Annotated in this window: 19 protein-coding genes; 6 read left to right on the top strand and 13 right to left on the bottom strand. The window is 35.4% G+C overall.

The genetic code is table 11. The features are described 5' to 3' along the window. Positions 1-194: 194 nt before the first annotated feature. From J2772_RS01400 to J2772_RS01390, 3 genes are all read left to right on the top strand, one after another. Positions 195-2,411, top strand: a complete 2,217-nt coding sequence (locus J2772_RS01400; RefSeq protein ID WP_209912634.1) for an NADP-dependent isocitrate dehydrogenase — start codon at positions 195-197, stop codon at positions 2,409-2,411. 135 nt (positions 2,412-2,546) lie between these two features. Further along, positions 2,547-3,041: a DUF6265 family protein gene (locus J2772_RS01395; RefSeq protein ID WP_245365052.1), complete on the top strand. Its 495-nt coding sequence runs from the start codon at positions 2,547-2,549 to the stop codon at positions 3,039-3,041. A 177-nt stretch (positions 3,042-3,218) separates the two neighbouring features. Then, the gene (locus tag J2772_RS01390; protein WP_209912632.1) at positions 3,219-5,387 is read left to right on the top strand and encodes a TonB-dependent receptor; all 2,169 of its coding nucleotides are present in this window, start codon (positions 3,219-3,221) and stop codon (positions 5,385-5,387) included. Positions 5,388-5,554: 167 nt separating this feature from the next. On the opposite strand, the gene J2772_RS01385 is transcribed toward J2772_RS01390, so the two are convergent. From J2772_RS01385 to J2772_RS01370, 4 genes are all read right to left on the bottom strand, one after another. Then, positions 5,555-6,547, bottom strand: coding sequence for an MBL fold metallo-hydrolase (locus J2772_RS01385; protein WP_209912631.1), 993 nt, complete (start codon positions 6,545-6,547; stop codon positions 5,555-5,557). Positions 6,548-6,685: 138 nt separating this feature from the next. After that, the gene (locus J2772_RS01380; RefSeq protein WP_209912629.1) at positions 6,686-7,687 is read right to left on the bottom strand and encodes an aldo/keto reductase; all 1,002 of its coding nucleotides are present in this window, start codon (positions 7,685-7,687) and stop codon (positions 6,686-6,688) included. Between the two features lie 87 nt (positions 7,688-7,774). Then, positions 7,775-8,680, bottom strand: coding sequence for a helix-turn-helix domain-containing protein (locus tag J2772_RS01375; protein ID WP_209912627.1), 906 nt, complete (start codon positions 8,678-8,680; stop codon positions 7,775-7,777). 356 nt (positions 8,681-9,036) lie between these two features. Then, positions 9,037-9,489, bottom strand: coding sequence for a hypothetical protein (locus J2772_RS01370; protein WP_209912625.1), 453 nt, complete (start codon positions 9,487-9,489; stop codon positions 9,037-9,039). A gap of 609 nt (positions 9,490-10,098) precedes the next feature. On the opposite strand from J2772_RS01370, the gene J2772_RS01365 reads away from it, so the two are divergent. Further along, positions 10,099-10,386, top strand: a complete 288-nt coding sequence (locus J2772_RS01365; protein WP_068943752.1) for a GNAT family N-acetyltransferase — start codon at positions 10,099-10,101, stop codon at positions 10,384-10,386. Here the strand turns inward: J2772_RS01365 and J2772_RS01360 are convergent, their stop codons facing one another. Further along, positions 10,387-11,484 (bottom strand): MBL fold metallo-hydrolase, encoded by a 1,098-nt coding sequence (locus J2772_RS01360; protein WP_209912622.1) that lies wholly within the window; start codon positions 11,482-11,484, stop codon positions 10,387-10,389. Between the two features lie 174 nt (positions 11,485-11,658). Here J2772_RS01360 and J2772_RS01355 point away from each other — a divergent pair, with 174 nt between their 5' ends. Continuing rightward, on the top strand, positions 11,659-13,194 hold the full coding sequence (locus tag J2772_RS01355; RefSeq protein ID WP_209912620.1) for a S41 family peptidase: 1,536 nt from the start codon (positions 11,659-11,661) through the stop codon (positions 13,192-13,194). Between the two features lie 262 nt (positions 13,195-13,456). Here the strand turns inward: J2772_RS01355 and J2772_RS01350 are convergent, their stop codons facing one another. After that, the gene (locus J2772_RS01350) at positions 13,457-13,816 is read right to left on the bottom strand and encodes a hypothetical protein (RefSeq protein WP_209912618.1); all 360 of its coding nucleotides are present in this window, start codon (positions 13,814-13,816) and stop codon (positions 13,457-13,459) included. Positions 13,817-13,937: 121 nt separating this feature from the next. Continuing rightward, the gene (locus J2772_RS01345) at positions 13,938-15,566 is read right to left on the bottom strand and encodes an NADP-dependent glyceraldehyde-3-phosphate dehydrogenase (protein ID WP_209912616.1); all 1,629 of its coding nucleotides are present in this window, start codon (positions 15,564-15,566) and stop codon (positions 13,938-13,940) included. 242 nt (positions 15,567-15,808) lie between these two features. On the opposite strand from J2772_RS01345, the gene tpx reads away from it, so the two are divergent. Then, positions 15,809-16,309 carry a thiol peroxidase gene (gene tpx, locus J2772_RS01340; RefSeq protein WP_394337821.1) on the top strand — a complete coding sequence of 167 codons (501 nt, stop codon included), beginning with the start codon at positions 15,809-15,811 and terminating at the stop codon, positions 16,307-16,309. Between the two features lie 60 nt (positions 16,310-16,369). Here the strand turns inward: tpx and J2772_RS01335 are convergent, their stop codons facing one another. The 6 genes from J2772_RS01335 to J2772_RS01310 all read right to left on the bottom strand — a co-directional run bounded on the left by J2772_RS01335 (position 16,370) and on the right by J2772_RS01310 (position 23,302). After that, positions 16,370-16,822, bottom strand: coding sequence for a hypothetical protein (locus J2772_RS01335; protein ID WP_209912614.1), 453 nt, complete (start codon positions 16,820-16,822; stop codon positions 16,370-16,372). Continuing rightward, the gene (locus J2772_RS01330; RefSeq protein ID WP_209912612.1) at positions 16,819-17,397 is read right to left on the bottom strand and encodes a hypothetical protein; all 579 of its coding nucleotides are present in this window, start codon (positions 17,395-17,397) and stop codon (positions 16,819-16,821) included. The genes J2772_RS01335 and J2772_RS01330 overlap by 4 nt, the downstream gene beginning before the upstream one ends. Positions 17,398-17,699: 302 nt before the next feature. Next, complete coding sequence (locus tag J2772_RS01325; protein ID WP_209912610.1) at positions 17,700-18,635, bottom strand: tetratricopeptide repeat protein; 936 nt, start codon at positions 18,633-18,635, stop codon at positions 17,700-17,702. A 322-nt stretch (positions 18,636-18,957) separates the two neighbouring features. Further along, positions 18,958-19,710, bottom strand: coding sequence for an MBL fold metallo-hydrolase (locus J2772_RS01320; protein ID WP_209912608.1), 753 nt, complete (start codon positions 19,708-19,710; stop codon positions 18,958-18,960). A 1,045-nt stretch (positions 19,711-20,755) separates the two neighbouring features. After that, positions 20,756-21,298 carry a Crp/Fnr family transcriptional regulator gene (locus J2772_RS01315; protein ID WP_209912606.1) on the bottom strand — a complete coding sequence of 181 codons (543 nt, stop codon included), beginning with the start codon at positions 21,296-21,298 and terminating at the stop codon, positions 20,756-20,758. 18 nt (positions 21,299-21,316) lie between these two features. After that, entirely contained in the window at positions 21,317-23,302 is a 1,986-nt protein-coding gene (locus J2772_RS01310; protein WP_209912604.1) for a urocanate hydratase, read from the bottom strand. Between the last annotated feature and the right edge of the window lie 151 nt (positions 23,303-23,453).

Raw genomic sequence — 23,453 nt, 5'->3', positions numbered from 1 at the left:
AACCTAACCTCCACTCTTAAAAACTTCAAAGTTGAATTTAATATCAATTTTAAAGGAACCGAGAATATACAATTCTTCAGATCTAAAAATGAAAAGAAGCTTTTTGCTTCTTTTTTATTTAAAAATTCCTTAAAAAAACAATCATATTTAGTAAATTTGTGGGACTTTAATTTCAAATAATAAATAACAGTATAATGTCAGAAAAATCAAAAATTTACTACACATTAACGGATGAAGCACCAATGCTGGCGACACACTCGTTTTTACCTATTGTAAAAGCTTTCACTAAATCAGCAAACATCGAGATCGCTGTTCCGGATATTTCCCTGGCAGGCAGAATCTTAGCTAACTTCCCTGAGTTCTTAAAGGATGACCAGAAAATTGGTGATGCTTTGGCAGAATTAGGAGAATTGGCAACTCAACCGGATGCTAACATTATCAAATTACCAAACATTTCTGCTTCTGTTCCTCAATTGGATGCCGCTATTGCTGAATTACAAGGAAAAGGTTTCGCAGTACCTAACTATCCTGCTGAGCCTAAGAATGATGAAGAAAAAGCCATTAAAGCTAAATATGCAAAGGTTTTAGGAAGTGCTGTAAACCCTGTATTAAGAGAAGGAAACTCTGACAGACGTGCTCCAAAAGCTGTTAAAAACTATGCAAAAGCAAATCCTCACAGAATGGGTGATTGGGCTTCTGACAGCAAAACTGACGTAGCACACATGAACACTGGTGATTTCTACGGAACAGAAAACTCTACAACGTTAGAAAACGCAACAAAATATAGAATCGTATTCAAAGGAAATGAAGGGGAAACAGTATTGAAAGACTTCGCAGGTCTTCAGGCTGGTGAAGTAATCGATTCTTCTGTAATGAACCTTAATGCTTTGAAAGTATTTGTTCAGGAAGCTATTGAAGAGGCTAAGAAAAGAAATATACTTCTTTCTGCTCACCTTAAGGCTACGATGATGAAAATCTCTGATCCAATTATTTTCGGAGCTATCGTAGAGACTTTCTTTACAGGGGTATTCACTAAATATGCTGAGACTTTCAAGTCTTTAGATATTAATCCAAATAACGGTCTTGCTGATCTTTTTGAAAAAATCAAAGGAAATGCTCAGGAAGCTGACATTAAAGCGGATATTGAAAAAGCTTTGGCTGAAGGACCAAGAGTAGCTATGGTAAATTCTGACAAAGGAATTACTAACTTCCACGTTCCTTCTGACATCATTGTTGACGCATCTATGGCTGCGCTTGTAAGAGGCGGAGGTAAAATGTGGAATAAGGATGGAAACGAAGAAGATACAGTTTGTATTATTCCGGACCGTTCTTATGCAGGTTTCTATCAGTCTGTAATTGATGATATGAAAGCGCATGGAAAACTAGACCCTACAACTATGGGATCTGTTCCAAACGTTGGTTTAATGGCTCAAAAAGCTGAGGAATATGGTTCTCACGATAAGACATTCCAATTGTCTGCTGACGGAACTGTAGAAGTTCAGGATGAAAGTGGAAACATTCTTCTTTCTCAAAAAGTTGAAGCTGGTGATATTTTCAGAATGTGTCAGACTAAAGATGCCCCAATTCAAGACTGGGTAAAATTAGCGGTAAACAGAGCAAGACTTTCTGATACTCCAGCTATTTTCTGGTTAGATAAAGGAAGAGCTCACGATAGAGAAATGATCAAAAAAGTTGAAAAATATTTAGCTGATCATGATACAAACGGACTTGACATTAAAATTCTTGATGTTAAAGATGCTATGACGGAAACGTTGAAAAGAGCAAGAGAAGGTAAGGACACTATTTCTGTTTCAGGAAACGTATTGAGAGATTACTTAACGGACCTTTTCCCAATCCTTGAGCTTGGTACTTCTGCAAAAATGCTTTCTATTGTTCCATTAATGAACGGTGGTGGTTTATTTGAAACAGGTGCCGGAGGTTCTGCTCCAAAACACATTGAGCAATTCCTTGAAGAAGGCTATTTAAGATGGGATTCTCTAGGTGAATTCTTAGCATTACAGGCATCTTTAGAACATTTAGCACAAACTCAGGGGAATACAAAATCTCAGGTTTTAGCAGATGCATTGGACGAAGCTAACGCTAAATTCTTAGCTACCGATAAATCTCCTGCAAGAAAAGTAGGTCAGATTGACAACAGAGGTTCTCACTTCTATTTAGCAATGTATTGGGCTGAAGCTTTAGCTAACCAAACTGTTGATGCTGAATTGGCTGCTCAGTTTGCTCCTATTGCTGCTGCAATGAAAGAAAATGAAGAAGTAATCAATGCTGAATTAATTGGTGCTCAAGGTAAGCCTCAAAATATTGAAGGTTATTACAAAACTGACACGTACAAAACATACGCTGCAATGAGACCAAGCACTGTTTTAAATGAAATTATTGACGGAATCTAATTTTTAGAGACTCGATTAATCATACAAAAAACCTCGCAAGTTGCGAGGTTTTTGTATTTTGGCAACACATCAACAAAGGAATACGATCTTTTTTTTGGATTTTTTTATATTTTTACAAGAACCAAACTTATTATCATGAAAAATCCGCTACTTCTTTTATCAGCATCAATATTAGTTTTATCCTGTAACCAAAGTACAAAAACCAATCAAAGTGGAAAATCAGAAACCCAACCAGCAACAGAAAATATTGTAAATATTGATTGGTTAACCGGCAAATGGAAAAGATCAAACGAAAAGGCAGGAAAGGAAACTTTTGAAAACTGGAACAAAATAAGCCCGACAGAATATTCAGGAATTGGGTTTACTATACAAAAAGGAGACACTATTAGCAAGGAAACTATGAAGCTTGTGAATTCCAATGGAAAATGGAGTCTATTAGTGAAAACTCCGAAAGAAAAACAATTCATTGAATTCAAAATGACGGAATTAAAAAACAATGAATTTACATGTATCAATGATTCATTGGATTTCCCAAAACAAATTAAGTATTCATCGGAAAGTAAAAAACTAAAAGCTATAATTTCTAATGAAAAAATGAAAATTCCTTTTGAATTTGAACAGGTTAAATAAGATAAACAGAAGCTCCTTTTTCAAGGGGCTTTTTGTTGAATAAAACTTAAATTTTAAAAACAATTCACCTATACAGAATATACATTAACAATACTCCATCTAATTATTAAAAATAACAGATGATTCATTTCAGTTTTCCCATTTTTTCAATATGTTTGTAAAAAACAGACTATCTTAATGAAAAAGATCTACATCCTTGCTCTTTCTTTATCAGCCATCGCTTTTGCTAATGCCCAGAAAAATGAAAATCGTATTGATGAAGTGGCCATCCATGCGAGATCAAAAGTTATAAAAGAAAGGGAAGAATTTAAAAAACACGCACAATCCACGGAAATAGTCTCCGAGTATGAAATCAACCGAAATAATCCAGCATTTATAGAACAAAGCCTTACTACTATGGCTGGTGTTCAGGTAGAAAAAAGAACCCAGTTGGGTGGCCAGAGAATTGTCATACGAGGATATGGGAACGATCAGAAATTCAACAATTGGGGAATCAAAATGTACCTCAACAATATTCCGCTTACCGGAGCTGATGGTGTTACGGTGTTGGATGATGTCAATTTCGGACTGGTCAACCGTATAGAAGTTATAAAAGGTCCTGCAGCCACATTATATGGCGGAGGTTCCGGAGGTGCAGTAAGGTTGTATATGCAGCCGGAAAGCAAAAAGGGAAATTCTGTTTCAGAACAGTTCATGACCGGTTCTTTCGGATTATTTCAAAGCTCTACTTCTGCAACAAGCGTGGGTGATAATCATTCCATTACTGCTAATTATGGACATATTGGAAGTGACGGATACCGCCCTCATGGTAAAAGCATTAAAAACTTTTATAATATCAATGGAGAATTTAAGCTTAATTCCAATCAGAAAATAACGTTACTGGCCTCTCATGGTAATTCTTTGGAACAGGTTTCCGGTCAGATTTCCTATGACGATTATTATAATGGAATTGATAATGGAAACTTCGCCTACATAAGGCGTGGAGCGAAAACAAAATTTGTTACTTCAAGGGTAGGAATCGGACATATCTGGAAGATCACTCCCAATTTCAAAAATAACACCACCGTTTTCTATACTGGTACTACTGGTGAAAGAATTGCGGCAGGAGCTAATGAAACCTCCTCTTTTTCTAATTATGGACTCAGATCTGTATTTGAATTTAATAAGGAGTGGGAACATTTCAAAAGTCAGACAGAATTTGGGGTAGAAATTCAGCAATCACAATCCACCATTACCAATTATCGCTATAAAAGTGTAAAAATAACAGAAGAGCCAGTCTTAAGGCCTCTGTACGATGGTTCTTACTTCAATAATACAAACAATCAGTCCAACTATTTTGCGGTTGAAAAAATCACTTATAAACCCTGGGATTTAATGTTCCTTGCAGGAGTAAGTATTAATCAGCTTAGTTATAAAAGGAAGGACCTCTTAGCGCTTCCGGGATTGTTTATTGTCAATGGTAAAGATCTGTATAATAAAGACCTGTCCTTTGATAAGAAGTTCAAAGCAGTGGCAAGCCCTCATTTTGCATTGCAAAAAACATGGAACAACCAGATCTTTAATCTTAGTTACAGTGAAGGATATAACGCTCCTACTTCCGTAACAGCTTTTATCACTGGTTTGAATGTGACGAATGATAATCTTGTGGCTGAAAAAGCCAGAATGTGGGATTTCAGTATTCAGGGACTGATAGATGATACTTCTATAGATTATCAGTTTTCATTATTCAGCATCCATATTAAAGATAAGCTTACTCAGCTAGGCGGAAGAATGTCTAATCCGGAACAAACGCCTTATACTTACTGGGCAAACACTGGAGAACAGAAAAATAAAGGTTTGGAAATGAGTGTAGGCTATTCTTACAAACCGAAAAATTTATTTATTTCAAGAATTCAACCTTTTGTAAGTTACACTTATAATGATTTTAAATACTCCACTTATTTTAAAGAGAACGGAGATAAAGCTAACGTGGTAGGTGTTCCTAAAACAAAGATATCAGTAGGATTGGATTTTAATACCAACATCGGTTTGTACTGGCAGAATACCTATAATTATATGGGAAGTGTTTACACCGATTTCACCAATAGCAATAAGGTGAAAAGCTTCGGCCTTTTAAACTCCAAGATCGGTTATAAACACAGTTTCAATCAGTGGGATCTGGATGTTTTTGTAGCCGGAAACAATCTTACCAGCCAGGTCAATTACACCTTCCTTTTCTATGGAAACAGCATTAATGATACTGATAAGGATAACCAGTATAACAATGCTGCCATTTATACGGATGTGAATCCGGGATCGAGTAAGGCGTATTTCTTTACTGGATTTAATTTGAAGTATAATTTTTAGAGATTCTTCGATAAGCTAAGAATGATAAATTATGCTTTGAAAATTTGAGCAATCTATCTTTAGGTTTTGGCTAAAGCCAGATGAATGATTTTTTATAATGAGAGCGGGCTTCCTTCGACTATTCTCAGGATAATAGCCCGCTCCTATTGAATATTTTAAAAGCTATCTCAATTCATAAAACTCTCAGGAATCCATTCAAATCCAGGAGTCTTTATCTTCGTAAAGCCCAGTCCTGGCCATGGCAAATGGGAAGCAAATGCCCTGGCTTTTGTATCTGCCAGCTGTTTAAGCAATTTCTTTCTTGAAGCGGCCGCAATATCCAGATCTGTATCTCCTGAAAATCCCCAATCAGGATGAGGGAAAAGAATAACATCTGAGTGAATAAGATCAGCAATATACATCAGCTTTTCATTTCCTGATGATATTGTAGTAACAGTTAAACCGGGAGTATGTCCTGGAGCTAACTGAAAATTGAAATGATTATACAGCGTCTTGTTTAAATCATAGAATTTCAACTTTGGCTGAATAGCTTTCAATATATTCTGAAGGGCCGGAATAATCTGGTTAAGCCTTTCGGGATGAGCTTTCAAAGCGCTGTTATTAAAATCTTTAATGGAAGCATTCATCCAAAAATCGTGTTCTATTTTTGAAATAAAAATGGAAGCATTGGGAAAAACAAGTTTATTCTGCTTATCTACCACTCCGCCGATATGATCCGGATGGGCATGAGAGAGAAATACATCCGTAATATCATGTGCTGAAAATCCCGCTTTCTGAAGACTTTTTAACAGAAACCCGGTTCTTTCATCCGCAAATATTCCCATCCCGGTATCCATTAGCACCAGTTTTTCTTTTGTTTTAACAAGCAGAATATTAACTGCCATATCAATGTAGTGATCAGCCCGGAAGTTATCTTTAAGGATTGTTTTCAATTCAGAAATATTTCCTCTTGGGGCAAATGAATTCAGGTTTTCTTCATGAATGTATCCGTCTGTCAGAACAAACAGCTCCAGTTCTCCGAGTTTAATCTTTTTAAATCCGGAAAGATCATCTCCTGTTTTTTTCGAGATGATTTTTGTTTCTGCAAATACATTGGAAAAAGGTATAAAACTTAATGTTCCAGCCAGCAACCCGCTTTTCAATAATTCTCTTCTATTCATAATTTAAGTAATGTTTCTACATTCACTATAATTCAAATAACATTCCCTTATATGGAATATTCTACGTCAATGAATGTCATGTATTTTATAGAAAAAACTGAGCTTCTGCCATTCAGAAACTCAGTGTAAGTATAGTCTTTAGTTATTGACCAATTTCATTGAACCTTCATTATATCTTTCCCCTACATTAGGATATTTTTTCAGAATGGCATCAATCGTATCCAAATCAGATTGAGACAGCTCAATATTAGCCGCAGCAACATTTTCTTCCAGATATTTGATACGTTTGGTTCCTGGGATTGGGATAATATCATCTCCTTGGTTTAATACCCATGCTAATGCCAGTTGAGTTCCTTTTACTCCTTTGGAAGCTGCAAACTCGTTGATTTCATTAGCTAATTTCGTGTTATTTTCAAGGTATTCCTGCTGATAACGGGGTAATGATTTTCTGAAATCATCATCACCAAGGTTCTGTACTTCATTAATGTTAGCGAAGAGTCCTCTTGCCAATGGTGAGTAAGGCACCAAGGAAATTCCTAATTCTCTGATGGTTGGCAGGATCTCATGCTCAACATCTTTGGTAAGGATAGAATATTCTGACTGTAAAGCAGCTATCGGGTGAATTTTATTGGCTTTTCTGATAGATTCTGCTGAAGCTTCAGAAAGTCCTATATATTTTACTTTACCCGCTTTAACCAGCTCTGCCATTGCTCCTACAGTTTCTTCTATTGGGACATTTGGATCTACCCTGTGTGCATAATACAGATCTATGGTATCTATTTTTAACCTTTGAAGGCTTAAATCTACCGCTTGTCTGATCCATTCCGGAGAACCATCGAAATAAGTTCCCGGAGCACCGCTATGACTAGCTACTCCATCTTTAAATCTGAATCCGAATTTAGTAGCAATGAAAATTTTATCCCTGTTAGGTACTAAGACTTTAGAAATTAACTTTTCATTTTCTCCATTGGCATACATATCCGCTGTGTCCCAGAAGTTAACGCCTAAATCTAATGCTCTGTGCAAAGTACTGATACTTTCCTGTTCATCTGACGGACCATAAGCAAAGCTCATTCCCATACAGCCTAATCCAATAGCAGAAAGTTGTTCACCGGTGTTTCCTAATTTTTTAAATTTCATAATGGTTTTGGTTTTAAATTTATAGGACAAAATTAGAACATGAAACAGTCTCCTTTGATATAGAATTCAAACTAAGAATTATAAAAATCAAACAAGGTTTGTTCTTAGGGTATTGGGAGCTATCCCAGTCTGTTTTTTAAAATAATTGGTAAAATAAGCAGGTTCTTCAAAGCCTAGTCCATAGGCAATTTCAGCAATATTCCAGTCTGTATGGGTTAGCAGGGCATTAGCTTCCTGAATAACTCTCATTGTAATCTGCTGGCTAGTAGTTTTCCCTGTAATCTCTTTTACGGAACGGTTTAAAGAATTAACATGAATAGAAAGGCTCTGTGCATAATCATTGGGCGTTTTTAGCTTCAAAAAAGCTTCAGGACTGTCAATCGGAAACTGTCTTTCCAGCAGCTCCATAAATAAGGATGCTACTCTTTGGGATGCATTCTGATAAGGCTCAAACGTTTCTGCCGGATGCATTCTCATCGTTTCATGGATCATCAGGTGAAGGTAAGCTCTCAGCATATCATATTTATGAACATAATCCGATTCAATTTCCGCCATCATTCTGATATACAGATCCGAAAGTGTTTTCTGCTGCTCTTCTTCCAAAAAGTAAACCGGAGTTCCACCAATTTTAAATAATGGTGAATCCTGAAGATTTCCTAAACGGCTTCCATTCTGTAAAAATGATTCTGTAAAAAGACAAAACCAGCCTTTCTGATCGTCATCATCTGCTTCCCAGGAATAAGGAACAATAGGATTGGAAAACAACAATGCAGGGCGGTCTACATAGATCCATTTATCCGCATAATGAAGCTTCCCCTTTCCTATAATCAATGAAATCTTATAATAATCTCTCCTGCTGTATGGTGATAACAGAGAACAGTGATCTCGCGAAAACACATTAAAGTGCCCCATTTTGTTGGCTCCTAAACATAGAGGTCCTAAACCGGGAGCATTCCGTTCATAAAAACTTTGTATTGATTCGTTGGATTCCATAGCTCAAAGTTATAAAATTCAAACAAATCAAGGAATATAATTGTTTATTTAAATGGAAAGCAGATTAATGGGCAGGAAGATGGATGATGGAAGTTCTGTTGTTCCGTTAATATTTATTGATATTTTATATAAACTATTTGCCTGAATAAACCTTTAATATTCATATCGGAATGATAAATAAATCATAGAGTTTTTTAAGTTTTGGCTAAAGCCGGATGAAGATTGTTTATTTATTTGAATGAGCTAAAGTCCATTCCTTTTGATATTGTTTTTATTATTCATCATTCATAACAAAAAAATGACCAGCACGAATGCCAGCCATTTCAATAGTGAATATATATAAAAATTGATAATGGTTAATCCCAGTCACCATGGTGCCCATGGTTGTGTTTATTCTGTTTTTTGTAATACTTGGATCTTTCTTTATAGTATTTTTCCTGTTCTTTACGGTATTTTTTATAATCATTTTTTCTTCCGTATACAATAACAGGATTTTCTCCTCTATAATATTTCTTTTTAAAAACGATATATTTTTCTCTACCAAGAATTCTTTCCAATTCTGAATATCGGTCTCCTCTCCATCTTCCTGGCTCTACCACATAGACTCTATTCCATGAATCATAATTGCGATATCTGTCATTTAATGCATAAACCTGATTGGCTTGTGTTGTGGAAAGCAACAGATCTGCAACCACGGTTTGCCAGTTGATATCTGAAATACTTCTTCTATAATCATTATAATAATCCGATTGGGCATAGCTCAGACTGAACGTCCCAACCAAAAATGCGGTTAGCAATAACTTTTTCATTTCATTCCTCTTTTAAATTAAACACAATGAAATAGTCAATTAAAGTGCCAATTATTGATCGTAATTCCCAATATTTGTTAACAAAAATCATAAATAACTGATTATCTTTTAAATAATGTGCAAATTTCAATAAGTTTTGTGATTTACAATTGCTAATAATACAGCACCTTTATTGTTGTATATATTATTAAACAGAGGTATGGGTTTAAGGTTCATGGTTTAAAGTTTATAATTTATGGATGTCAGCTGATTGCAATTTCACACCTCAAATCATATAAATCATGAATAAAACGGAATTTTTAAGTTTTGGCTAAAGACAATGGAATGATTTAATCTTTTGAGCGGCCGGGCTTCCTTCGTGAAATTCGTTCGTAAACCTTCTGTTTATGCTCAGGATTATAGCCCGCCCCTATTGATGCTGATATCCGTATGGTTATGTGCAAGGGTGATAGTTTTTTAATGACAAGATCTTTTATCTAATCTTCTTATAAAATTCGTTAAGATTCTCAAAAACTATTATTTCATGTTAAATAATTTTGTAATTTTAAGGAAGAGAATGCTTTCGGGAGTTCTCAAGATTATTTTTTTATCAACCAAATCTCAGTAATTATGGAAAATATAAAATTTATGGTATCTCCATATCAGGATGAACTGCAGTTGTTTATTGATGAGAAAAAAGCAGGTTATATGTCCATCGAGGTTGACGGAAGACTTCTTATTGTATATTATACCAAGCTTGACGAGGAACGTGAGGGTAAAGGCTATGCCAAGTTACTACTGGATGAGTTGGTTCGCTATGCAGAAGAAAAAGATTTGCTTGTAGACCCGGAATGTGATTTTGTCCGTCAGCAATTTGAAAATCATCCCAGAAGATATAAGGATATCTGGCATGCTTAATCAGTCTTCCCACCAGACAGTAAATTGCTGATCTTTACGATTCAGATCTACCACCTCTCCGATTTTCGGAGTAAGGATTTCCAACCCTTTTTCTGTACCTAAGCTTGTTATTTTTTGTAAAGGTTCATTCCATGGGTGAAGCGCCAGTGAAAATTTAGCGGTATGAACCGGAATAATATGTCTGGCATCTATATCTATTGCTGCCTGAATAGTATCTTCGGGTAAGGTGTGGATATATCTCCATGCTTCCCCATATTGTCCGTTTTCAAGGATTGCAAAATCAAAAGGACCGTATTTTTCCCCTATCATTTTAAAGTGCGAATCATAGCCGCTGTCACCACCAAGAAAGATTTTCTTTGTAGGAGTCTGCAGTACATAGGAAGTCCAAAGAGTGTCATTCTGCTTTAGTCTTCTGCCGGAAAAGTGTCTGGCTGGTGTAAAGATTAACTTTATATCATTTTTCAATTCAACGTCTGCATCCCATTCTTCCTCAATGAGTTGATCCTCTGCATATCCCCACCGTTCCAGATGTGCTCCTACTCCTAATGGAACAATAGCCATCTTTGTACGATCTTTAATTGATTTAACCGTAGGATAATCCAGATGGTCAAAATGGTCGTGGGTAATCACAAGATAATCCAGATTAGGAATATCTTCAGGTTTAAAAATATCAGATCCTTTGAAAGCTTTGTTAAAGTATTTGAAAGGTGAACCATATAGGCTTAATACAGGATCAATTAAAAATGAAACTCCATCTGTCTGTACATAATAAGATGAGTGTCCCAACCAGATAAAAATATCCGTATTTTTATCCAGACTTTTCAAGTCCGTATGAATAGAAGGAATTTCCTTTAAAGGTTTTAACAATGGATGTTTTTTACCTAAAAAGAAATCATAAGTAACCTTGGTCATCTTGTATCCTTCAGCAAGAGATGGTGTATGGCTGATATTCTGAAATTGTTTATTTCTGTAAAGCTTCGACTGTCTGATACGATCCAATCGTTTTCCTTTGGGCACGGCTCCGAATGCGGCTCCATTTATCACTATAAAATAGGTTGCTGCCAATAAAATCACAACCGCAAGAATCCAATACATCATTTGTAAAAATAAACATCAAAGGTACCGAGTTTTGCTCTTATATGAAAATAAGATGCATTTGAGTACATTTTTTTAACTAAATTTATCATGTGTTTCAGAAAATTTATTATTCATTTAAGTGATGATTAATTTTAATCTTTCTATTTTAGCGGCTTAAAAAAACTCAAAGATCTATTGAAAAAATACTCGGTAATATTTATTCTGGCCATGCTTTCCTCCTGTGCATCTATTAAAAGACACAATGAACAGCGGGCTTCATGTATTCCCCCGGAGCAGCTTAAAGAAGATGTGGATTTTGCCTACTCAAAACTTCAGCAGATGCATCCACAACTGTATTGGTATATTCCCAAGCAGGAATTGGAACATAAGTTCGACAGTCTTAAGCAAACTATTAATGAGCCACTTACCCCGCTTCAGTTTTATTTTAAACTTCAACCTGTGATTGCAGGAATACGGGAAGGACATCTTTCATTAAGAGTTCCCAGAAAAAAATTCACCAAAAAGGAAATTAAGAATTTAGAACAAAAAAAAGGACTGTTCAGCAGATTCGGATATTATATTTCCGGTGATCAGATGTATATTACAGAAAACAAAGATTCTATTGAAAATATTCAACCGGGAACTGAAATTCTGTCTATAGATAATGTTCCGGTTTCAGAATATATCAAAAAATACAGAAACCTTATCAGCAGTGATGGATATAATACCACTTTCCAGCCTTATTTTTTGAAGGATTTATTCTTCAATTATTATACTGCAGAAAACGGACTTGCCGACAGAGCAACGATGGAAACTCTTTATAAAGGTGAAAAACATATTTATACTTTAAGCAGAGAATCAAAATCTGATACTGATATTGGAAAGGATAAGGAAATGAATAAACGGACTCAGGAAAGAAAGCTGAATGATTATGTTGCAGCCAGCAATTCTTATAACCGGAGCTTTAAATTTCTGGATAAAGACAGCACCATTGCTTATATAAAAGTGAAAAGCTTTTCCCGAGAATATTCGGACGAGTTTTATAGAAAAACATTTGCGAAGATTAAAAATGCAAAAGCAGATTACCTCATCATAGATGTCCGTAATAATTATGGTGGCTCTCTTTATGAAATCAATAATCTGTATTCCTATCTTACGGATAAGCCTTTTACCTTAATAAAACCTTCTCAGGTTACCTCAAGGGATATCCCGTTAAGGACCAATTATTTTAGAAAAAGTACTCCGTTAGACTATGCTATTAAAAGCATCTCTTATCCAAGTTACTTTTTTGCCCAGGCTTTCAGTACTTATAAAAAAGATGGAAAGGTTTTCTACAAAATGAAAGCTGACAAACCTACAAAACCCAATAAGGGAGCTTTTCACGGTAAAATTTTTGTTCTGATTAACGGGGGAAGCTTCTCTGCCTCTTCTATTATTACAGCAAAGCTTAAGAATGATAAAAGAGCTACTCTTGTGGGTGAAGAAACCGGAGGTGCCAATGACGGAACTGTAGCCGGCTTTTATTCTTTTCAGAAACTTCCGAATTCTGAGATCAGATTTCCAATCGGGTTACTTCTGGTACAGCCAAATATTGATTTTTCAGATACTAAAAAAGGAGTTGTTCCTGATGTAGAGATCAAGGAAAGTATGCAGGATATTATTGATAAAAAAGATCCCCAGCTAGATTGGATCAGGAATGAAATTGGCAAGGAAAAAACAGGTAAGAATTAATTTTGAGAAGGAAGAAATTTATAGGTTGAAAACCATATTCTTTATTTTAAATCACTTTATACTTATAGATAGGTTTCGGCGGGCTTTCAGCCCGCCGAAACCGTTAATTTTACTCTTTAAAAATAATTCGAAATAATGGTAAGAGTTTCTAATTGTAATAATTACCTGTACAGTTCGTAGAGAAAAAACAAAAATGTTACATAAAAATAACACCCTGATATTTTTTCCATATCAGGGTGTTATATTACTATTTAGTTGTATTTTATTTGAAATCTAAAAAGTCATCTTTTTCAAGATAGTGATTCAGGGCAGTGATAAGCTGAGAAAAAGAAACATCAGCATACTGCCGGAAAGCAAGATCCACCACATCTTGAATATTTTCATCAGAACACATATAGTTAAGCTTATTATGGTATACAAAATCGGGTAAGATTTCGTTATCGTTATCTCCTATATCTAAGTGGTCTCCGATGAAAACTTTCATTTCAGGTTCAAATTCATCTTTTGAAGAATAGACTGCGTAATTGTATTCCGGATCATAAGATTCCTTTCTGTCTTGTTTATTCTTCACAAGTTCCAAAAATTCTTCTATAAAATACATCTGATTTTTAATCTCGTTCATCTGATATTCTTTTAACAGCTCAATTTTTTAAAGATAGAAAATTTTATAGAAGACAAACAGTTTCTAGTTCAGTTTATTTAAAAATCTTTGTAATGATCTTAAATACAGCAAGAGATTCGAATTAGAAAATATAGTCTGTGCTTAAAAAGTTGGAATCATGCTCTCTAACAATAGTATTCAATAATTCTTTATTGGAATCTGTAAGTTTCGCAGCTACCAGAGATCTGATGGAGAATGAACGCAGCGCATCAAAAACGGAAAGCGTACCTTCTGCACTATCTTTTCTTCCGGTAAACGGAAATACGTCTGGACCACGCTGTGCCTGACAGTTGATATTGACACGACTTACCAGGTTTACAAAAGGATCAATTAGTTTTGCTACTTCCTGTGGATCTTCACTGAAAATACTTACCTGCATTCCATGAGAAGCGTTCACCTGATAATTGATAGGCTCTTCAATATCTTCAAACGGGACTACTGGAATTACAGGTCCAAACTGTTCTTCATGATACAATTTCATATCGCTGTTTACAGGATAAACAACTGCTGGAAAAACAAAGGACTCTTCTGTATAACCACCGTCTTTATTTAACACTGCAGCACCTTTCTGTATGGCATCTTCAATACATTCTTTCAGATAAGGCGGCTTATTCACTTCCGGAAGCGGAGTTACTTTCACCTCTTTTTCCCACGGTAAACCGGCTTTCAGAGCAGAAACGGCTTCACTTAACTTTGCCGTAAATTCTGCAGCAATTTCTTTTTGTGCAAAAATCAGTTTTAGTGCTGTACAACGCTGCCCATTGAATGAAAGTGCCCCTAAAATACATTCACTTACTGCTACATCAAGATTGGCATTTTTAGTAACAATAGCTGCATTTTTAGCATCCAGGCTCAGAATTGCTCTCAGACGGTTCACTTTTGGATGTAATTTTTTCAATCCATTCGCTACTTTACTGGAACCAATAAAAGCCAAAACATTGACTTTACCACTTTCCATAATAGGAGTGATAATGTCAGAACCTTTCCCATATAAAGTATTCACCGTTCCTTTTGGAAAAGCTTCCTTAAAGGCATTTAATAAAGGATAATGAGCCAAAACGCCATGTTTAGGAAGTTTAAACAAAATAGTATTCCCCATAATTAGTGCAGGAATCAGCGTTGTAAAGATCTCATTCAAAGGATAATTGAAAGGCCCCATACTTAAAACCACACCCAGCGGTGCTCTTCTGATCTGTGCAATGGTACCTTCCGCCTGCTGGAACCGGGAAGATTCTCTATCCAGGTCTTTTAAAGCATCAATAGTCTGATTGATATAATCTACAGTACGGTCAAATTCTTTGGTAGAATCTGCCAGTGTTTTCCCGATTTCCCACATCAGCAGCTTTATAATCAGGTCACGCTGCTGGATCATCAAATAGACAAATTTCTGCATGCATTTGATTCTTCCTTCTACAGACATTGTAGGCCATTCTCCCAGACCATTATCATAAGCTTTCACACAAGCTTCAAGAACCTCCATAGCTTCCTCCGGACCAATATTGGGAATGCTCCCCAACAACTTTCTCTCTAATCCGTTTTCTGTAGGAATGCAAACCGGAGAATAAATATTCTGCGTTTCTCCTTTCCATTCTACCAATTCGCCATTCAGAAGATAAACTTTCTGATGAATTTCCGGTACTTTATATTCTTCGGGGATTTCGTTTTCACTTTTAAAAATATCTTGAAATGATGCATTGTTTGCTGAACTCATATTTTTAGTATTTAATAATTTGAATCTGAAGTTTTGAAGAATAAAGGTAAACGTAAAAATTGATTTTCAGAATAATGATTCAATAGATTTGCTCTATTTAAAAGCTATTTGAATGAAAATTAACCCAACCAACTGAAAAAAACGATAATTTTGATAAAAATAAATTTTCAATGTTTTCAAAAATAGTTTTCAGTACGTTATTCTTTTTCTCAGCAATGGGTTTTGCTCAAAAATCTAAACCTATCAATACTGTTTTGTTAAAAGGAACGCCTGTACGTACTTATTCCAAATTACCGGATGTCAACAAACCGGCCCCTAAATTTACCCTTACAGACGTTAATATGAATGACCAGAGCCTGGATGCTTACAAAGGGAGATATGTGATCCTGAATATCTTTCCAAGTGTAGATACAGGCGTTTGCTCAGCATCTGTTCATCATTTCAATGAAGAGGCAGGAAATCTTCCTAATACGGTAGTTCTCTGCATTTCTAAGGACTTACCTTTCGCTCAAAAGAGATTTTGCGGGGCTGAAGGAATTAACAATGTTGTGATGCTTTCCGACTTCCGTTCAGATTTCGGATGGAACTACGGGGTAGAAATGGTAGAATCTTCCATGAAAGGACTTCTCAGCAGAGCTGTTGTGGTGATTGATCCTTCGGGAACTATTATTTATGAGGAACAGGTTCCGGATATTTCTCAGGAGCCTAATTATGCAGCGGCTATTCAGGCTGTGAAAAACTAAACTAATTTTTATAATTATAAATAAACCTCTGGTAACTTTCCAGAGGTTTATTTTTTTATATCAACCATCATCTCCTATACCGTTAAATTCTTTGGTAGAATAATGTAAAAACAACAGGATTAATAAATCGTCTGCAGTATCATCAGCTTCAATATGGAAAACAGGTTCTTTTGATTTTATTTTTTCTTTCCTAAGTTCTATCAGCACTTTTCCTTTTTCAAATAATTGATGTATACTCTTCAATTTAAAATAATATATTTTTACGTTTTGGCCGGATTTAATAATCCTTTCTTTAGCAAGGTCTGTAAAATAGACTACATTTTTACCGTTAAAAAGCTCAACATCATTTTTTAAAAAACCTACATTTTTAATATCATAACTTCTGGAATTCAGAATGATGTAGTGCCTTAAGAAAAATAACTTTCTTACCTCTACGATTCTGCCCATCTCAGCATGTTTTTCATCAAACACAACAAATTGTTGTTGATGGTATTTTGCTTTATATTTTTTCAATGCTTCTTTTTTTTCTTAGTAGTAACCACAATGGCACCGTTTCTAGCTTCTTCACCATACTTTTCTACAGCTTCTTTTTCTGAAAAAGTACTGACAGTTTCAATAGCCTCAGGTTTTACCGCACGTAATTCTTCCAACGAAATCTTTTTACCATCCAGTAAAACCAGCGGTCTGTTTTCTGGGGTTAAAACGGGAGCACCAATTCTTAATGATTGATTTCTATTGAAAGAATCAGTAGATATGACACTCATCTTAACTCCGGGTACTTTCTCTGAAGTTTTTACCTTTTCAATTTTTGTTTCCTGTGCATTCACAGTAGTGGTAAAACTGCTGACAGCCAACAATCCCAACGCCAGTTTACTCGCTAATGAAAAGTTTAGATTCATACCCAACTGATCTTCCCGGAATCTTCCACAAATATCATTATTAAAATTAAAACTACTGATAAGTTCTTCATCTGAGAAGCTGGTAAAATCATGAACTGTTTTTGAGCAAACGGAGCAGAATTTTCCTTTTTCATCAGGAGACATGTTGTCCCAGTTTTCATGACAGGGTTTTGGAATAGTAATTTTCATAGTAGACCTTTTACTATAAAGATGCTTTATTGATGAAAAAGGTTGGAAATCGTAAAGGGCGCAAAATTTATTTTAAAAAGGCTGTTGTAAGGCGCAAGGATTTTATCTCTGATAAAATTAAACACTGCTTTTGGATTAGCCACTAATGCACGAATGATTGTATTTGTGTATTAGTGGCTTAAAATCTCAGTGTAATACTTGTTAAAAATCTTAGATTTTCTTGAGCCTTAAATATACATAAAGCTAAAAAAGCCTTACGCCTTGGCGTTTTTCCAACAAAAAAGACAAGCAAATTAAAAGCTTTATTTTAGCAATAAAGCAACTTTCTTCCTGAAAATAAAAATGATAAACCCTGCCAATAACAACGCTGCGACAGACATAACAGCTTCCATCAAATGAAATACCTGTGGTTCTTTCGTATAATATTTTACCCCATTCACAATATTTCTTGTGGTTTCATTCTTTTCCTTAGCTACAAGTTTTATTCTTTCCTCAAAAACAGAATTATTAAATCCATACTTTGTAGCCAATTGATAATCTTCTTTAGCATCTGCTTTTTGGTTCATCAAAAGAGCAATATTTCCCAGATCAAATAAAAGCTGTGCTACTATTTTATCCTTTGGTTCTACAAAGGATATTCTTTCGTTTAGCTGATAATACAACTGCATCTTAAGCAACTGAAGATCATCTATACTTAGATTAGATCTAGGGTATTTATCATTCCCAAAATCATTTCCAATCAAATTTTTCGATGAAATATACTGATCTCCTTTAATTTTAGCTTTTAAAATATTTATATGAATCCATTCTGAAGATGAGTGCGATTTAGGATTAATTTTCACTGCTTTCTCAATCCATTTTAAGGCTTCCGTATTATTGCCTGTAAGTTCATATGCAGTTCCTATATTGGATGCTGTAGAATATCTTTCCGGCTGTATAGATTCAATTTTTTTATATAGTTCAATGGCTTCCTTGTATCTTCCCAAAATAATTAAGACAAACCCTTGGTCAGAAAGATAATCAAGATCCTTGGTTTTGTTATATCCTTTTTCTAAAGTAACTAAGAAAGCTTCCAGTCGTTCTTTGCTTCCAAATTCATGTCCATAAGGCACTTCTCTTTCATAATCTGAATACAGAATTTCTCTGTTGGCCAAAATCATTTCTTCACCATTAAGGCATGCAAAAACAGGGATAAAAAATAGAACTGCGAAAACGCAACTGAAAAAGTATTTATTCATGATGGTTATTATCTATAAGTATCGTGTTAAAAATACAAAACTTCGTTATAATTAGGCAATAAAGAATACAAACCAACTTATATACTTTTCCAGGAGAGATGTAAAATCTATTGAAATTCCTACGGAATAACAAAGAGAATGCAAAATATTCCTCACAGAGTTTACAGTTTTTACAAAAATCTGCTTAATTTGCATAATCTGCAAGAGAATTTAAAAATATGCGGTGTTTAATTTTATCGAAGATAAAATCCTTGCGCCTTACAACAGCCTTTTTAAAATAAACTTTGCGCCCTTTACGATTTCCAACAAAAAAATTAATACTTCAATAACATTCTCCATCCTTCAAAACCATATACTCCTGACCCACCTCATCAGAAACTCTTTTCAAATCCTTATCATCAAACAATTGTGGAATATAAGATTTCTCATGAGTAAACAATCCATAGTGTATAGGAACCAGCTTTTTAGCATGTAAAAGATGAGCTGCAGCAAAGGCTTCCTTCAAATTAAGAGAAGCCGGGACCGGACTGTATTCCAGCCCAATAATCTCAAAGTTGACAACCACTCCATTCACGGGTAAAAATGCATAATCGATATCTTTATTTTCTTTTCCCAACTTCCAGAATTGGTTATGCCAGATGGTATCTCCACCATGGAAAATTTTAGTGGTTGCATCTTCCACAATCCAGGAAGACTGAATTTCTCCCACTCCATCCATCGCAAATACAGGTTTGAAAGCGATCCCATTCTCATTGAAAGTTTCATCCAAACCCAGGACTACCATTTCAACACCATCCATATGCTTTCTCACCAATGGTTCCAGTTCTGAATACACTATCAATTTTCCATCATTTTTTAGGCATTTTTTGATAACTCCTTTGTCAAAATGATCTAAATGCAAATGAGTAAACAGAATATAATCTGCCTGCACATGATCTGAGAAGTTTATCACCTGCTCTACAGCATCCCCCAGAACGGGTTTGTAATAAGAGAAATCTTCTACTGCATCTATTAAAATGGTTTTGCCGTTAGAAAGCAGTTTTATTCCTGCCCAGTTTAATTTTTGTATTTCCATACTTTTTTTTCAGCAAAGTAAAAGACTTATGGAGGGTGAAACAATAAACAAAAGTTAATTAATGAACGCTGGGAGATGGAAGCACGAGGATGGAAGTTAATTATCATCCTATAATTTCTGATCAATTTTTTAATTGATGAATAATAGTCCTGTTTATTTTTTTTAAACGCAAAGAAATATAATTTACAGCTTTATTTTAAGGGAGCAAAGGATAGAATCAACGATGTTGATTCGTCGAAGCGTATGGATAAGCATACAGCTTCATCAACGACGAAGTCGCATCACTGCCCACTTAAAATAATGCGTATTTAAGATTGAAACTTTGCGTTTATAAAAAACAGAATAAAAACTCTTATTAAAAATATGAGATAGATTACTAGATCCTAATGGAAAAATGGAAATGGAAGTTAATTATCGTCCTGTAATTTCTGATCACTTTTTTAATTGATGAATAATAGTCCTGTTTATTTTTTTTAAACGCAAAGAAATATAATTATACAGCTTTATTTTAAGGGAGCAAAGGATAGAATCAACAATGTTGATTCGTCGAAGCGTATGGATAAGCATACAGCTTCATCAATGACGAAGTCGCATCACTGCCCACTTAAAATAATGCGTATTTAAGATTGAAACTTTGCGTTTATAAAAAACAGAATAAAAACTCTTATTAAAAATATGAGATAGATTACTAGATCCTAATGAAAAAACGGAGGTGGAAGTTAATTATCATCCTATAATTTCTGATCAATTTTTTAATTGATGAATAATAGTCCTGTTTATTTTTTTTAAACGCAAAGAAATATAATTTACAGCTTTATTTTAAGGGAGCAAAGGATAGAATCAACGATGTTGATTCGTCGAAGCGTATGGATAAGCATACAGCTTCATCAACGACGAAGTCGCATCACTGCCCACTTAAAATAATGCATATTTAAGATTGAAACTTTGCGTTTATAAAAAACAGAATAAAAACTCTTATTAAAAATATGAGATAGATTATTATAACCTTGATAACTTCCCGCCCCCATCTTCAAGCTTCCAACCTCTAAGTAATCCTCTTTCTAATCCTGCTTAAGGAAATAGGGGTAATCCCGATATAGGAAGCCAGATATTTCAAAGGAATATTCTGAATGTAGTGTGGTTTATTGGCTAATAGATATTCGTAAAGATCCTGAGGCGTATTTTTTAGTAAAAGCATTTCACGCTTCATAGCAGCTTTCAGCTTTCTACTCAGATAGTAGTTTTGTACAAAACGGCATTCAGGGCTTACTGCGAACATTTCTTTTACTTCATCCAAAGTAATTTCCCAGGCAAGTCCGCTGTTGATGGATTCATAAATCCCTTCAGAACCTTTATTTCCAACGGTAAAAATATCACCGGGAAAGTAGAATTCTGCACAGACTTCAGTATTGATATCTGAAGTACTGTTGATATAATATTTACGGACAAGCCCATCTTCAACAAGATAGGCTTTATTGTCCGAGAATATGTTTTTCTTTGCAAACTCAACATCAGCAAATTTTTCCCAAACAGGATCATCATCCTCTACATTGAGGTGTGAAAACAATTTTTTGTTAATACTTGCCAATGCTGAATTATTTATGATTTACAGTAAATTTTCATCTACAAGGTTGGGAAGGGTTACCTTTAAATTAGGTTCAGCTTCCATTGCTCTTTTAATCGCGAAAATAGCACCTTCATTTCTTGCCCAGCTTCTTCTTGAAATTCCGTTGTTAACATCCCAGAAAAGCATAGACTTTAATCTTCGGTCTGCATCATCACTGCCATCCAGCAGCATTCCGAAACCTCCGTTGATTACTTCTCCCCAGCCTACTCCACCACCATTGTGAATGGAAACCCAAGTTGCCCCACGGAAACTGTCACCAATCACGTTGTGAATGGCCATATCCGCAGTAAATCTTGAACCGTCGTAAATATTGGAAGTCTCTCTGTAAGGAGAATCCGTTCCTGAAACATCATGATGATCTCTACCTAATACTACAGGTCCGATCTCACCGTTCTTAATCGCTTTATTGAAGGCTTCAGCTATCTTCATTCTTCCTTCTGCATCTGCATACAGGATTCTTGCCTGTGAGCCTACTACCAGTTTATTTTCCTGCGCTCCTTTAATCCATTGAATATTATCCTTCATCTGCTGTTGGATTTCTTCAGGAGAGTTTTTAATCATTTCTTCCAATACTGAACATGCGATCTCATCGGTTTTCTGTAAATCTTCCGGCTTACCGCTTGCACATACCCAACGGAATGGCCCAAAACCGTAATCAAAACACATAGGTCCCATAATATCCTGAACATAGCTTGGATATTTGAATTCTCTCCCTAAGGTTGGATTATCTGCCATTACATCAGCTCCTGCTCTGGAAGCTTCCAGTAAGAAGGCATTTCCGTAATCGAAGAAATAAGTTCCTTTTTCTGTATGTTTATTGATGGCTGCAGCGTGTCTCCTTAATGTTTCCTGAACTTTTTCCTTGAATAATTCAGGATCTTCAGCCATCATTGTATTGGACTCTTCAAAGCTTTGTCCTACCGGGTAATATCCACCAGCCCAAGGGTTGTGAAGAGAAGTCTGATCTGAACCGATATCAATTCTTAAATCTTCCTGGTCAAATTTCTCCCAAACATCAACAATATTTCCAAGGTAAGCTAAAGAAACCGTTTCTTTATTTTGTTGTGCCTCTCTTACTCTTTTTACCAATGCATCCAGATCTTCATAAATTTCATTTACCCATTTCTGATCGTGACGGATTTTAGTAATTTTTGGATTTACTTCGGCACATACCGTAACACAACCAGCAATATTTCCTGCTTTGGGCTGAGCTCCACTCATTCCTCCTAATCCGGAAGTTACAAACAGACCTCCTTTAGGATCTTTATTGATCTTTCTGAAAGCATTTAAAGCGGTAATAGTAGTTCCGTGAACTATTCCCTGTGGCCCGATGTACATATAACTTCCCGCAGTCATTTGTCCGTATTGGGTTACTCCAAGAGCGTTGAATTTCTCCCAGTCATCCGGTTTGGAGTAGTTTGGAATCATCATCCCATTGGTTACTACTACTCTTGGTGCATCTTTATGAGACGGGAACAATCCCATCGGATGTCCAGAATACATCACCAAGGTTTGTTCATTAGTCATTTCAGACAGATATTTCATCGTCAACAGGTATTGAGCCCAGTTGGAGAATACGGCACCATTTCCACCATACGTAATCAATTCGTGAGGGTGCTGAGCTACTGCATAATCCAAATTGTTCTGAATCATCAGCATAATGGCTTTTGCCTGCTCAGATTTACCCGGATAATCTTCAATAGATCTTGCTTTCATCTCATAATCCGGACGGAAACGATACATATAAATTCTTCCGTAATCTTCCAATTCCTGCTTAAATTCAGGAATCAGCTCTGCATGAAATTGAGGGTCGAAATAACGTAAAGCATTCTTCAACGCCAGTTTTTTCTCTTCTTCTCCTAAAATTTCTTTACGTTTTGGAGCATGGTTGATATTAGTCTCATATGTTTTTGGTTGCGGCAGCTGATTAGGGATCCCCTGCTGTATCTGTTCTTGAAATGTCATATTGCTATTTAAAGTTCTATGTTTAAACAATGTTTGAAGTTTTAAAGATATTCAAATTATGAAATATAGACAACAAAAGAGGGAAAAAGCAAAGGGGAAAAGAATGAATAGGTGAAAAAGTTGATTATCAATCCTGTGAAAATATAACCAA

It is taken from the genome of Chryseobacterium jejuense, from assembly GCF_017877355.1.
GTDB lineage: Bacteria > Bacteroidota > Bacteroidia > Flavobacteriales > Weeksellaceae > Chryseobacterium > Chryseobacterium jejuense_A.
Note: the sequence above shows the minus strand (reverse complement) of the source record. Positions and strands in the feature narration are given on the sequence as shown.

Excerpts from the sequence above, each read along its gene's own strand:
- J2772_RS01385 (WP_209912631.1), bottom strand. The coding sequence starts at position 6,547 with ATGAATAGAAGAGAATTATTGAAAAGCGGGTTGCTGGCTGGAACATTA.
- J2772_RS01345 (WP_209912616.1), bottom strand. The coding sequence starts at position 15,566 with ATGAGTTCAGCAAACAATGCATCATTTCAAGATATTTTTAAAAGTGAA.
- J2772_RS01330 (WP_209912612.1), bottom strand. The coding sequence starts at position 17,397 with ATGAAAATTACTATTCCAAAACCCTGTCATGAAAACTGGGACAACATG.
- J2772_RS01320 (WP_209912608.1), bottom strand. The coding sequence starts at position 19,710 with ATGGAAATACAAAAATTAAACTGGGCAGGAATAAAACTGCTTTCTAAC.
- J2772_RS01325 (WP_209912610.1), bottom strand. The coding sequence starts at position 18,635 with ATGAATAAATACTTTTTCAGTTGCGTTTTCGCAGTTCTATTTTTTATC.
- J2772_RS01390 (WP_209912632.1), top strand. The coding sequence starts at position 3,219 with ATGAAAAAGATCTACATCCTTGCTCTTTCTTTATCAGCCATCGCTTTT.
- J2772_RS01395 (WP_245365052.1), top strand. The coding sequence starts at position 2,547 with ATGAAAAATCCGCTACTTCTTTTATCAGCATCAATATTAGTTTTATCC.
- J2772_RS01310 (WP_209912604.1), bottom strand. The coding sequence starts at position 23,302 with ATGACATTTCAAGAACAGATACAGCAGGGGATCCCTAATCAGCTGCCG.
- J2772_RS01360 (WP_209912622.1), bottom strand. The coding sequence starts at position 11,484 with ATGATGTATTGGATTCTTGCGGTTGTGATTTTATTGGCAGCAACCTAT.
- J2772_RS01380 (WP_209912629.1), bottom strand. The coding sequence starts at position 7,687 with ATGAAATTTAAAAAATTAGGAAACACCGGTGAACAACTTTCTGCTATT.
- J2772_RS01350 (WP_209912618.1), bottom strand. The coding sequence starts at position 13,816 with ATGAACGAGATTAAAAATCAGATGTATTTTATAGAAGAATTTTTGGAA.
- J2772_RS01365 (WP_068943752.1), top strand. The coding sequence starts at position 10,099 with ATGGAAAATATAAAATTTATGGTATCTCCATATCAGGATGAACTGCAG.
- J2772_RS01375 (WP_209912627.1), bottom strand. The coding sequence starts at position 8,680 with ATGGAATCCAACGAATCAATACAAAGTTTTTATGAACGGAATGCTCCC.
- J2772_RS01400 (WP_209912634.1), top strand. The coding sequence starts at position 195 with ATGTCAGAAAAATCAAAAATTTACTACACATTAACGGATGAAGCACCA.
- J2772_RS01370 (WP_209912625.1), bottom strand. The coding sequence starts at position 9,489 with ATGAAAAAGTTATTGCTAACCGCATTTTTGGTTGGGACGTTCAGTCTG.